Source organism: Aliishimia ponticola, assembly GCF_004803475.1.
Lineage (GTDB): Bacteria > Pseudomonadota > Alphaproteobacteria > Rhodobacterales > Rhodobacteraceae > Aliishimia > Aliishimia ponticola.
Genome location: NZ_SRKY01000001.1, coordinates 948,170 through 960,827, shown reverse-complemented (window position 1 = coordinate 960,827; position 12,658 = coordinate 948,170). Strand labels below are relative to the sequence as shown.

Here is a 12,658-nt window from a genome sequence, read left to right as displayed (position 1 = left end):
CATCCCGCATGACGCAGGTTTGGCGTTGAATATTTCAGCCGCCGCGCGGGGGCAAGCGGTTAGAGCGCGTCAAGACGCCGATACATGTCCCCGATCCCGTCCACATCCAGATTGGCAAAGGCGATCCGCAGCCCCTTGGCGGCCTCGGGCGCGCCGCTCGGATAGAACATGGTGGCAGGCAGGCACAGCAGGCCCGCGCTATGCACAAGGTTCTGCGCCAACACGTCGGAGGGCGTGTCGAACGGATGCTCCACATAGGCGAAATAGGCGCCCAAACCCTTGAGCGTCCAGCCCTTCGCCGCCAGAGGGGCGAAACCGTCTGCAATGGCTTTGCGCCGTGCAAGGATTTCATCGCGTTCGCCCGCCAGCCACTGATCCAGGTTCTGCATACCCCACAGCGCGGCGATCTGGCCGACCTGAGCGGGGCAGATCGTTACCGTATCAAGGAACTTTTCCGCCTCTGCCAGCCGCGCGGGTGAGGCGATCATCGCGCCAACCCGGTGCCCGGTCAGGCGATAGGATTTGGAGAAAGAATAAAGGTGGATCAGCGTGTCGTCCCAATCCGGGTCGCGAAACAGGTCATGGGGCGCACCGGGCGCGGCGTGAAAGTCGCGGTAGGTTTCGTCCACGACCAGCGCGATGCCCTTGGCGCGGGCCAGATCGCGGAACGCCGACAGCAGCGCCGCCGGGTACTCGACACCGCCGGGGTTGTTCGGCGTGATCAACACGATGGCGCGGGTGCGGTCGGTGATGCGGGCGGCGGCATCAACCGGGTCGGGCAGAAGATCGTCGCCGGTGGGCAGCGGAACCGCGCCGATGCCGGTCATGTCCAGCCACATTTTGTGGTTGAAATACCAAGGCGTTGGCAGAAGAACCTCATCCCCCTCTGCGCACAGCGTCGTCATGGCGGCGGCGAAGGCTTCATTGCAGCCAGAGGTGATGCAGACCTGATCCGACGTCACCGCGCCGCCATAGATCCGTCCGGTCCGTTCCGCCAAGGCTTCGCGCAGGGGCGTCAGCCCAAGCACCGGACCGTAAAGATGCGCGTCCGGGTTGGTCAGGATCGCGTCGGCCATCGCTTGGCGCAGCGGTTCTGGCGGCGGGTCCACCGGCGCGGCTTGGCTGACATTGATCAGCGGCCGGTCGGCCGAGAAGGTCACGCCGTCAATCCATTTCCGCGCCTCGACGATCGGTGCGGGGAAGGTCGCGCGCGTGCCGCTCATGCCAGTGTCACCAGCGCATGCCGCTTCTTGCCTGCGGACAGTTTCACGGGTGAGGCCAGCGCTTGCGCATCCAGCATCAAACCGGCATCGGTCAATGGCGCATCGTCGATCCGCGCGCCGTTCTCTGCGATCAGGCGTTTGGCATCCTTGCCCGATTTCGCCAACCCGGCCCGCACGATTGCCTGCACGATGGACAGCGGCAGGTCGGCTTCGGTCACGGACAGAGTCGGAAGATCGTCGCCCACGCCGCCTTTTTCAAAGACTTCGCGCGCGGTGGCTTCTGCGGTCCTTGCGGCCTCGGCCCCGTGGCACAGCGTCGTCACCTCATTGGCGAGGATGATCTTGGCATCGTTGATCTCCGATCCTTGCAGCGCGCCAAGGCGGTTGCATTCCTCCACCGGCAATTCGGTGAAGATTTTCAGGAACTTGCCGGTGTCCGCATCCGTGGTGTTGCGCCAGAACTGCCAGAACTCATAGGGCGACAGCATATCAGCGTTGAGCCAGATCGCGCCGCCTTGGCTTTTGCCCATCTTGCGCCCGTCCGAAGTGGTCAGAAGCGGGGTGGTGAGCCCGTAAATCTCGTGGTCGAGCACGCGGCGGGTCAGGTCGATCCCGTTGACGATATTGCCCCACTGATCCGATCCGCCCATCTGAAGCACGCAGCCATAACGGCGGTTCAGTTCAAGGAAATCATAGGCTTGCAGGATCATGTAGTTGAATTCGAGGAAGGACAGGGATTGTTCCCGGTCCAGCCGCGACTTCACCGATTCAAAGCTGAGCATCCGGTTCACACTGAAATGCCGGCCGATGTCGCGCAGGAACTCAAGGTAGTTCAGCCCGTCCAGCCATTCGGCGTTATTCAGCATCAGCGCATGGGTGTCGCCGTCGCCATAGTCGAGGTATTTGGCAAAGACCTGCTTCATCCCGTCGATATTGGCGTCGATCTGTTCGGGGCCAAGCAGCGGGCGTTCGTCGCTGCGGAAGGACGGGTCACCCACCTTGGTCGTCCCGCCACCCATCAGCGTGATCGGCTTGTGACCGGTCTTTTGCAGCCAGCGCAGCACCATGATGTTCATCAGGTGGCCGACATGCAGCGACTGCGCCGTTGCGTCATAGCCGATATAGGCGGTCACGACCCCATCTGTCAGCGCATCGTCAAGCGCCTGATAATCGGTGCAGTCGGCCAGAAAGCCGCGCTCCATCATCACGCTCATGAAGTCCGATTTGGGATGGTAGGTCATGTCTTGCCTCGGGTTGGAATTGCAGGGCATCTATAGGCAAGGGATGGGCAAAGGAAAAGAGCATGAAAAAGGCCCGTGGGCAGGCGATGCCGATGCGTGTGTTGGGTGCCATGAGCGGCACTTCTCTGGATGGGGTGGATGCTGCGGTTCTGGAAACCGACGGGCAGCAGGTTCTGGCCTTTGGCGAGGCGGGCTATCGCCCCTATAGCGCGGCGGAACGCGAAGTGTTGCGCGCCGCCTTGGGCAAGTGGACCGGGCCAGAGGTCGAGGCCGCCGCGCAGGTTTTGCAAAGTGCCCATATGGAGCTTTTGCAAACCTTTGAACGCATTGATCTTGTTGGATTTCATGGGCAAACCCTTGCGCATGACCCGCGCGGGCGCGGCACTTTGCAAATCGGTGATGGAGCGGCGCTGGCGCAGGTTCTCGGGGTGCCGGTGGTCTGGGATTTCCGCAGCGCCGATGTGGAACTGGGGGGCGAGGGCGCACCGCTTGCACCGTTCTACCATTTCGCCTTGGCCCGGCATATCGGCGCCCAGGGGCCGATCGCGTTTCTCAATCTGGGCGGGGTGGGGAACCTGACCTATGTCGATCCGCGCCGCCCCGAACCAACCGATCCGGGTGCGTTGCTGGCCTTTGACACCGGCCCGGCCAATGCGCCGCTGAATGATCTGATGTCAGCGCGGTTGGGGCAGGATTTCGACAAGGACGGCGCGGTTGCCGCCCGCGGCGAGGTCGAGCAGGGCGCGCTGGAGCTGTTTCTGGCCGAGCCATTCTTCGCGCGTATCCCGCCCAAATCGCTGGATCGCAATGATTTTGCCGAGATGATCGAATTGGTGTCCGAACTGGACGATCCGGATGCGGCCGCCACGCTGACCGGAATGTGCGCCGCTGGCGTGGCGGCGGGGATGGAACATTGCCCGGAGCCGCCCGCGCAGGTCTATGTGACGGGCGGGGGGCGGCATAACCCGGTACTGATGCAGATGCTGGAGGTTTCCCTCGACTGTCCGGTGACCCCGGTGGAGACCGTGGGGCTGGACGGCGACATGCTTGAAGCGCAGGCCTTTGCCTTTCTGGCGGCCCGTGTGCTTCAGGGCTGGGCCACCTCCTGTCCGGGCACGACGGGCGTGTCGGCCAATGTCGGCGGCGGTGTCGTCAGCCGTCCTTAACCTTGGGGAATACGGGGGGGGCGGGACAGGCTGCGCGCGTAATCCGTTGTAAATTCGGCATAACCATCCGATGTGCTGACAAGGTGGCTGCGCATGTGCCGGTGCAGATCAGGAAGGCTGTGAAACGGGACATTCGGCGCGGAATGGTGTTCGATGTGGTAAGGCATGTTCCACGCCAGCCAGCGCACCATCCGGTTGGTAAAGGTCGTGCGGGTGTTTTCCAGCATGTTCGCGACCGGGGGGCAGAGCCCGTGTTCGGCCAGCAGGTAAAGCCGCAGGAATGGTTGCCCGATCAGCACCGGCACGATCCAAAGCCAAAGCGCAAGCGGCGACCATAGCAGCGAGATGAGCCAGCAGAACTGCACCGCAAGTACGATCCGCGCCTCGCGTCGCAGCCTTGGGTGGACGCGCGCGGGCAGATACGCCGCGTCGATGGTTCCGAAGGCGGTGGTAAAAAGCCCGCGAAACGCCGCGCTCCAATAGCTCCAGCCGGAAAGATAGATCAGATAGCTGCGCCAATCGCGCGGGCGCGGATGACCGGCGATCTCCGGGTCGCGATCCGGGTCATTGGTCCATTTATGGTGGGCGAGGTGGAAATACCGGAACCACAGGAAGGGCAGCGCCAGAACCGGGGCGATGGCGTGGCCGACGACCTCGTTGATCCAGCGCGTGGCAAACGGGGTCTGGTGCGTGGCCTCGTGGCTGAGCGTGAACAGGAACACCAGCAGGATGCCATGTGGCAGCATGACCACGCCCCAGAACGGCACCTGCGCCACGATCAGTGTCGTGGTCAGCGCAAGCGCGGCGAGATACCCGGCAAGGTGGCGCAGCCCGGCGCGATCAGATCGCTGTTGCAGGGCGGCTTTCTCGGTCTGCGACAAGCGCGCCAGAACTGCGGTGTGATCCGTCATCCATCGGGGCCTTTGATATCGAATTCCGGCGGTGCGAGCGTGAAACCGTCGAACCGAAAGCCGGGGGACACGGTGCAACTGACCAAGGTCCAGTCGCCGGTGCTGCGTGCCGATTGCCAATGGCCCTGCGGCACGATCAATTGCGGCTCCCCCCGTGACAGATCGGGGCAAAGTAGGTGGTCCTGCGCCGGGCCAGCATCATCGGCGGCCATCGACAGGATCAGCGGCGCGCCCGCGTGATAAAGCCAGATTTCCGTGGCATCGACCTTGTGCCAATGGCTGCGTTCCCCGGCGGCGAGAAGGAAATAGATGCACGTTCCGGTAGCGCGGCCGGGATTGTCCGCGATCCATGTCTGCCGGAAGTGGCCGCCTTCGGGATGCGGTGCAAGGTCCAGCCGTGCGATGATGTCCTGCGCAGTTACCATTGCGCGCCCCGGTTCGACGATTCGCGCAGGGACGAGATCGCATCATGTTGCGGCAGCAGCAGGCTGGCCTCGAAGCCGCCAGCGGGGTGGTTGCGCAGGTGCAGCGCGCCGCCCAGTTGTTCGGCAAAGCCTTTGACCATGGACAGGCCAAGCCCCGATGCCTGACCGGCAGGTTTGGTGGTGAAGAACGGCTCTGGCAGGGCGGGAAGCGCGCCGACGGACACGCCCGGACCTGTATCGCGGACACTGAACTGGATGAACTGCGCGATGTCGCCACTGGGCAGGCTGGGCCATGACAGCGCCGCTGCGCGCCCGATCCGCAGCGTCAACGTGCCGCCAGCCTGATCCATCGCATCGCGCGCATTGGCGACCAGATGGGTCAGCGCGGTGTGCAGCGATGCCTCATCGGCCCGCACGGTCAGGCGTTCATCCTCAAGATGAATGTTGAACTGGATCGCCGGCGACAGCTGGGCCCGCAGCAGCGGTTCGATCCGCGCGACGTAATCATGCAGCGCCACGACGCTGACCTGAAGCGGCGCTTTGCCCACGTAGAACATCATCTGCGAGACCAGATCGCTGCCTCGCGACACGCCGCTGCGCGCCTCCATCAGCAACTCACGCCGTTCCGCAGGGTCAGGGGAGAGTTCGGCCAATTCGATATTGCCTTGAATCACGGTCAGGATGTTGTTGAAGTCCTGCGCTATCCCGGCGGTGATTTGTGTCATGGCTTCGTATTTCTTGGCTTTGACCGCGTCCATTCGGCTGCGCGACAGGATTTCGTTGTCCCGAAACACGTTGATCTGCGCAACGATGCAGTAGATGCCGAGGCCGATCAGACCGATTCCGATCAGCGTGGTGCTTACCAAATCAGCACCGGTGGCGATCTCGAACGCGCCGATGACCCCCAGAGAGGCGATAACCCCGATGGTTTCGATCAGGCCAATCAGGCTTGCGGTGCGATAGCGCGACAGGATGTACAACGCATAGCAACATATCGCGCTAAGCGCGGCGATCTTCACCTCTGTCTGCTGGGCGTTGATCCACAAGAAGGTCGGCATGCTGACGAAAACGCCGGTCGCCGCGATCTTGGCCGCGACGATCCACCGATAGTCGTTGACCGCGCTTGCCGGGGCTGCGCGCAACAGCGCTGTGCAATAGATCCCGTTCATCACGAAATAGCCGCTGACCCAGACAAGGTAATAGACATGCCCCGTTGCAAGGAACAGCGCAGCACCGCCGCAGGCGATCAGTGCAAAGCGGGTCCAAAGCTCCACCTTGGATGCGAAATAGGCCGCGCGCGCCGCCTTGATCCGTGCCCAGACACCATCGGACGCGGGCGAACCTTCTTCCGCCGATGTCTTTGCAAATTCCGCTGAGTTGAGCCGTGCTGCGATCATAAATCTCTCCTGACGACGCCAATAGCGTAGCCCACTCTACGCATGCCGCGCAAAGTAAACGGACCGCCAAGGGCGATCCGTCGTTTCTTTTCAACTTTAGGTCAGCGCAATCAGCCGATCAACGCAGGATTGTGCGGCCTGCGTATTCAGCACTTTCTCCGAGTGCTTCTTCGATGCGAATCAGCTGGTTGTATTTCGCGAGCCGGTCTGACCGCGCCAGAGAGCCGGTTTTGATCTGCCCGCAATTGGTTGCAACGGCGAGATCGGCAATTGTCGCGTCCTCGGTTTCGCCCGAGCGGTGCGACATGACATTGGTGTAATGGGCGCGGTGGGCCATATCGACGGCCTTGAGCGTTTCAGTCAGGGTGCCGATCTGGTTGACCTTGACCAGCATCGAGTTGGCGCAGCCCTTCGCGATGCCGTCTGCCAGACGCGCGGGGTTGGTCACGAACAGATCGTCGCCCACCAGTTGCACCTTGTCGCCCAGCTTGTCGGTCAGCGCTTTCCAGCCGTCCCAGTCATCTTCGGACATGCCGTCTTCGATGGAGATGATCGGGTAATCGGCGACCAGCGCCGCCAGATAATCCGCGTTTTCCGCCGAGCTTAGTGTTTTGCCTTCGCCCGACAGCACGTATTTGCCGTCCTTGAAATACTCGGTCGCGGCGCAATCCAGCGCGAGGTGGATATCGTCGCCCGGCTTGTAGCCAGCTTTTTCGATGGCTTTGAGGATGAAATCCAGCGCATCCCGGGTGGAGGACAGGTTGGGCGCAAAGCCGCCCTCATCGCCGACACCGGTGGCCAGACCGGCGGAAGAGAGTTCCTTTTTCAGCGTGTGGAACACTTCGGAGCCCATACGCACGGCGTCGCGGATGTTTTCCGCGCTGACCGGCATGATCATGAATTCCTGAATGTCGATCGGGTTGTCGGCATGTTCGCCGCCATTGATGATGTTCATCATCGGGACCGGCAGGATACGGGCCGATGTGCCGCCCACATAGCGATAAAGCGGCAGCGAACAGAATTCCGACGCGGCTTTGGCGCAGGCCAGCGATACGCCCAGAATGGCGTTGGCGCCAAGGCGGGATTTGTTGTCGGTACCGTCCAGTTCGATCATGGCAGAGTCGATTTCCACCTGATCGGTGACATCCGCGCCCACCAGCGCTTCGGTGATTTCGCCATTGACCGCAGCGCAGGCTTCCAGAACGCCCTTGCCCATATAGCGGCTTTTGTCGCCGTCGCGCTTTTCCACGGCCTCGTAAGCGCCGGTGGATGCGCCAGAGGGGACAGCGGCGCGGCCCATCGTCCCGTCATCCAGAAGCACGTCGACCTCAACCGTCGGGTTGCCACGGCTGTCCAGAATTTCGCGGGCGTGAATATCGATAATCGTGCTCATGGCGCCTTGTCCCTTATTCGGCGGAAATATCGCGCAACTTCTAACGCCGCGCGTGCAAAAGGGAAAGGGTCAGCCGCGGCGGCGGACCTGTTCACGCCAAAGGGTGTAAAGGCCCGAGGCAACGATCACGCCCGCACCGATCAGGGTCAGGGCATCGGGGCGCTCGTTCAGGATGATCGCGGCAAGACCGATGGCGAAGGGCAGGCGGGAATAGCGGAAGGGCGTGACCGCGCTGATATCGCCCGAGCGCATGGCATTGGTGGTGCCGATAAAGCCGACGGCGAGGGCAAAGATGGACACGACCAGAATGATCTGTTGCGCGCCATCCATTGGGTCGAAGGTCGCGCCGGGCAGCAGTTGCAACGCGCCGCCCGCAAGGGTCAGGCTGATCATCGCCATCGCGCCCAGTTGCACCGTCGGATAGTGGCGCGGCACCCAGCGCACCAGCAAATCACGCGCCGACAGCGCGATGACCCCGGCCACGGCCCAAAGCGAGCTTGGCTCGAACCCGGCGCCCCAGGGCCGGATCACCAGCAACACGCCCAGCAGCCCGACGAAGATCGCGCTCCAACGGTGGATGCCGACCGGCTCGCGCAGGAAGACCGCCGCACCAAGGGTGACAAGCAGCGGGTTGGCCTGGATGATCGCCGCGACCAGTGACAGCGGCGCGTTGGCCAGCGCGGTGATAAAGCAGACTGCGGCCAGTGCCTCGCAGATGTTGCGGGCCACGACGGCAGGATGCATTGCGCGCTTGGCCCAATCCCGCGCCCCGGCGCGCAGCCCCATCAGGAAGAACACCGTGGCACCGCCAATTCCCTGAAGGATCATCACCTGACCTGTGGGGATCGCGCCTGCAAGGATCTTGAGCAGCGTGTCCAGCACGGCGAATCCAGCCATGCCAAACACCATCCAGAGGATGCCACGGAGGTTGTCTGACAGGGTCAAAGCGGGCGGATCTTCAATCCGGTCAGGCGGTTGCCTTCGCGGGCAATGACCTGAAACCGGAAGCCATGAAAGCTGAAGGTCTGCCCCACGGTCGGGATCATCTGCGCCTCGTGGATGACCAGACCGGCGACGGTATTCGCCTCGTCATCGGGCAGCGACCAGTCCTGCGCACGGTTGAGATCGCGGATCGTCATCGCGCCGTCCACAAGGAAGGCCCCGTCATTGGACTGTTCGACCACGGGATCGGCGTCATCGGGATCGAACTCGTCGGTGATTTCACCCACGATTTCCTCAAGGATGTCTTCCAGCGTGATCAGCCCCTGAAGCGAGCCATATTCGTCCACCACCAGCGCGAAATGCGTTCGCATCCGCAGGAATTGGCGCATCTGGTCGTCCAGCGTCGTCGTCTCCGGCACGAAATAGGGCTGCTTGGCGACGTCGGTGATCTCGAAATTGGTCAGCAGACGCACATCGCCTTCAGGCCCGCCCATACGGGCAAAAATCGCGCGCAGCAGGTCTTTGGCGTGGATGACCGCGATGATGTTCTCGGGGTCGCCCTGAAAGACGGGCAGGCGGGTGTGGTTGGATTTCAGGCACTGTTCAAGGATGTCTTGCGGGCTGTCATCGGCGTTCAGCATTTCGATGCCGGAGCGGTGGAGCATGATTTCCTCCACCGTGCGGTCGGCCAGATCGAGCGCGCCCAGGATACGGTCGCGGTCTTCCTTTTCCACCACGCCTTCGGAATGGCCCAGATGCAGCGCGCCCGCGATTTCCTCGCGCACGGCCATGATATGGCTGTCCGGGTCGGTCTGAACGCCAAAGATCCGCAATACGCCGCGCACCAGCAGCCGCACCGCGCCGACAAGGGGCGAAAACACCCGCACGATCAGCGCAATCGGGCGCGACACCAGCGCGGCGGCGCTTTCGGCGTTGGTGATGGCATAGGTCTTGGGCAGGACTTCCGCGAAGACGAGCACCAGCACCGTCATGATCAGCGTGGCCAGAGCCACACCCGACTCGCCGAACACCCGCGTAAAAAGCGCCGTCGCAAGCGAGGTGGCGAGGATATTCACAAGGTTGTTGCCCAGCAGAACAGACCCGATCAGCCGTTCGTTATCCTCGGTGATCGACAGCGCAAGCTGCGCGCCCTTGGACCCCTTGTCCGCCTGACTGCGCAGTTTCCCGCGCGAGGCGGCTGTAAGCGCGGTTTCGGAGCCGGAAAAGAAGCCCGACAGAACGAGCAAAGACAAGATCACGCCAGCGGTGATCCAGAATGCGCCATCAAGCAGAGTTTCGGGTGTTTCCATTGGGAAGGTCGTGTCCTTTGCCGCCTGTTATGGGATGCGCCGCGCGCAGGTTCAAGGGTGGCGGCGCGCGGCCCGGTCCTTGTCTATCGTCTTTGGCGGAGCATGTCGCGACTTGCAAGGGACGCGGAGTGTGGTGGCGTCACGACCGGTCGGCGCCATCCTTCGGGGCCGCAGTGCCGTCTTTGGGCCGGTCCCGTTGGTCGGCGCGGGCCAGCGGGTGGTGATCCAGCACCAATTGGCTGAGCCGCTCTTGCAGGACGTGGGTGTAAATCTCGGTCGTGGCCACATCGGCGTGGCCCAGCAGGGTCTGGATCGACCGCAGATCGGCCCCGCCTTCCAGCAAATGCGTGGCAAAGGCGTGGCGCAGGGTGTGGGGCGTGACTTTCGAGGGCAGAACGCCGCCCGCCACGGCCAGTTCCTTGATCAGCCCGTAAAACCGGTGACGCGTAAGGTGCCCGGCGCTGGCCCGGCTGGGAAACAGAAAGCGCGAGGCGGCCTGTCCTTTGGACACTGCGTCCTCTTCTTCGGCGTCGCGATGGGCCAGCCACGCGGCCAGCGCATCACGCGCCCCCGGTGACAAAGGCACCATACGTTCCTTGCCGCCCTTGCCCAGCACCAGCAACATGCGCGGATCGCCCCGCGCGGCAGAGACGGGCAGGGCGACAAGCTCACTCACCCGCATCCCGGTGGCATAAAGCACTTCCATCAGGCAGGTATTGCGCAGCCGGTCCCCCGCGCTGCGTCCGGTGCTGCGTGCGGCGTCCAGCAGGCGATCCACCTCATCATGGCTCAGCGTCTTGGGCAGGCGCTTGTCCCGTCCCGGGCCACTGATCTGGATCGCCGGATTGTCGCTGCGCCAGCCTTCTTCAAAGGCAAAGCGGAACAGCTGCTTGATGGAGGACAGCCGCCGCGCGCGGGTGGATTTCGCCAGCCCTTGCGTTTCGCTGTCCACAAGAAAATTCTCGACGTCGTCTTGCGTCGCGGTCGCAAAATCGCGGCCCTTGTCCTGAAGCCATTCGGCAAAGATCAGCAAGTCACGACCATAGGCGGCTTGTGTATTACCCGCCGCGCCACGTTCGGCTGTCTGCGCCTCAAGAAAGGTGGAAATCCAGCGCGCCGGGGTCATCGGTTACTCCCGCGCGCGGATGATCAGGCTTTGCAGCGCCACCTGCCGCGCCACGGGCTCCAGCCCCAGGGCGCGCAGCGTGCGCAGCGCGGAGGTCAGCGCGCTCAGATCGCCGCGCCCGGCTTCGGAAAGGCGGGCCAGAACCTTCAGGATTTCTTCGCCGCTTTGTCCGGGGGGCAGGCTACGATCCGCTTGCGGGGCGAAGCCATCCACAACAGCCCTGCCGGTATCGGTCTGGGCAAGGTCGGCGTCCGGCTGGCCCTGGGCGAGCGAGGCAAGGAACATCAGCGGGGCCGGCATGTCGTGCGGCAAATCCGCCTCTGCCGACTCGCGAGACAGCAAAACAACGCGCCAGGCGATGTTGCGGGCCGGGCCATTCAGCGACAGTTTGGCCAGATCGGCGGCGAACAGATCGGCAAAGACAGTCTCCAACCCCGCCGATTGCATACTGCGCCAGACAGGGGGCAGGGTTTCGGCCACTTGGGCGGCATTGCCCGCGCTCAGCGCCCGGTCAAAATCCTGCACCGCCGCGACCCGGTCCCAGATACCGCCAGACGCGGCGGGCGCACGGTTGGTGTAGAGCCCCAGAAGGCGATTCGCCGGCAGGACGCCAGCGCGGGCCAGACGTTCCGCTGCTTCGATCTGCGCTTTCCACCCGGCGGCGTCGCTTAGATCCGTATGGGCGAAGGCGCGCGGCAGCGGCGCGGTGGGCAAGGGCTCTCCCGCGGCGGCGAACAGGCGGAAGGTCAGCGCGTCCGGGCGCAAGGGCGCGCGCGGCAGCGGCTCGTCCGCGAAGAGTTCAGGGTCAAGGAAATGCGCCAGCAGGGTTTCGCGTTCCGCGCCCAACACGTCCAAGGCCCCGGTCGTGCCAAAAAGCAGCGCTGCGGTTTCAAAGTCACCCATGCGCGCCAAGCAAAAGATGCGTGTCGCTTCATCGGGGCTCAGGTCAGGGCGCAGGGCCAAGGCACCGCAGGGCGCGCGTTCCTCACCGGCAAGCAGCGACAGCGTCATCCAGCGCGCGAACAGGTCCTTGTCGCGAGTCGGCTCGGCAGCCGCGATCATGGACAATGCAGGCTCTACCGCGCCAAGCTCGATCAGTGCGTCGATCCGGGCGATCAGCCACGCCATCGCGTCGTCCGGGCGGGGCAGGTCATCGGCCTCGGCCAGCAGAACTGTCAGCAGCAGCTCTTGCGCGGCGGGCAGGCGTTGTCCCATCGCGCCGGGCAGCAACCGCTGCAATTGCGCAGGCTCGCTGTCCGTCCACAGCGAGGGGGGCAGGCCGGTCACGTCGGGGGGCAACAAGCCGATCCGCCGCCGTGTATCGGTGCCCAGCGGGGTCACGGAAACCACGGGCGCCAGTCCTGACTGGGTGACGGGCGGCTCCTCGATTGTTTTGCGTGTCTGGGGTTGTGTCTGGGGTTGCGGCTGCGCCGCGGGGCGCATCGCAGCGGGCGACGGGTTCTGGTTAAGCCAATCTATCGCGGACAGGGGCGCGCTGTCAGACTGCGCTGCGCCTGGCCCTGC

At 63.6% G+C, this 12,658-nt stretch carries 11 protein-coding genes; 1 reads left to right on the top strand and 10 read right to left on the bottom strand.

What is annotated here, in order from left to right:
* Positions 1–59 precede the first annotated feature (59 nt).
* Together E4Z66_RS04605 and tyrS are read right to left on the bottom strand one after the other, a co-directional pair.
* A complete protein-coding gene (locus E4Z66_RS04605) occupies positions 60–1,223 on the bottom strand; it encodes an aminotransferase (protein WP_136461764.1) in 1,164 nt (387 codons plus the stop codon).
* On the bottom strand, positions 1,220–2,464 hold the full coding sequence (gene tyrS / locus E4Z66_RS04600) for a tyrosine--tRNA ligase (RefSeq protein WP_136461763.1): 1,245 nt from the start codon (positions 2,462–2,464) through the stop codon (positions 1,220–1,222). Before tyrS ends, E4Z66_RS04605 begins: the two co-directional genes overlap by 4 nt.
* A 62-nt stretch (positions 2,465–2,526) precedes the next feature.
* Between tyrS and E4Z66_RS04595 the strand changes: the two genes are divergently transcribed.
* Complete coding sequence (locus tag E4Z66_RS04595) at positions 2,527–3,630, top strand: anhydro-N-acetylmuramic acid kinase (protein WP_136461762.1); 1,104 nt, start codon at positions 2,527–2,529, stop codon at positions 3,628–3,630.
* Here the strand turns inward: E4Z66_RS04595 and E4Z66_RS04590 are convergent.
* The 8 genes from E4Z66_RS04590 to E4Z66_RS04555 form a co-directional block, all read right to left on the bottom strand.
* Positions 3,627–4,541: a fatty acid desaturase gene (locus tag E4Z66_RS04590; protein ID WP_136461761.1), complete on the bottom strand. Its 915-nt coding sequence runs from the start codon at positions 4,539–4,541 to the stop codon at positions 3,627–3,629. The two genes, E4Z66_RS04595 and E4Z66_RS04590, sit on opposite strands and share 4 nt — an antisense overlap.
* Positions 4,538–4,966, bottom strand: coding sequence for a cupin domain-containing protein (locus E4Z66_RS04585; RefSeq protein WP_136461760.1), 429 nt, complete (start codon positions 4,964–4,966; stop codon positions 4,538–4,540). The genes E4Z66_RS04590 and E4Z66_RS04585 overlap by 4 nt, the downstream gene beginning before the upstream one ends.
* On the bottom strand, positions 4,960–6,363 hold the full coding sequence (locus E4Z66_RS04580; protein ID WP_136461759.1) for a sensor histidine kinase: 1,404 nt from the start codon (positions 6,361–6,363) through the stop codon (positions 4,960–4,962). The genes E4Z66_RS04585 and E4Z66_RS04580 overlap by 7 nt, the downstream gene beginning before the upstream one ends.
* Before the next feature lie 118 nt (positions 6,364–6,481).
* Positions 6,482–7,756 carry a phosphopyruvate hydratase gene (gene eno / locus E4Z66_RS04575; protein WP_136461758.1) on the bottom strand — a complete coding sequence of 425 codons (1,275 nt, stop codon included), beginning with the start codon at positions 7,754–7,756 and terminating at the stop codon, positions 6,482–6,484.
* A gap of 69 nt (positions 7,757–7,825) precedes the next feature.
* A complete protein-coding gene (locus E4Z66_RS04570; protein ID WP_136461757.1) occupies positions 7,826–8,701 on the bottom strand; it encodes a DMT family transporter in 876 nt (291 codons plus the stop codon).
* On the bottom strand, positions 8,698–10,008 hold the full coding sequence (locus E4Z66_RS04565; RefSeq protein WP_136461756.1) for an HlyC/CorC family transporter: 1,311 nt from the start codon (positions 10,006–10,008) through the stop codon (positions 8,698–8,700). The genes E4Z66_RS04570 and E4Z66_RS04565 overlap by 4 nt, the downstream gene beginning before the upstream one ends.
* A 139-nt stretch (positions 10,009–10,147) precedes the next feature.
* Entirely contained in the window at positions 10,148–11,134 is a 987-nt protein-coding gene (locus tag E4Z66_RS04560) for a tyrosine recombinase (RefSeq protein ID WP_136461755.1), read from the bottom strand.
* Between the two features lie 3 nt (positions 11,135–11,137).
* Positions 11,138–12,484, bottom strand: coding sequence for a hypothetical protein (locus tag E4Z66_RS04555; RefSeq protein ID WP_136461754.1), 1,347 nt, complete (start codon positions 12,482–12,484; stop codon positions 11,138–11,140).
* Positions 12,485–12,658: the final 174 nt, after the last annotated feature.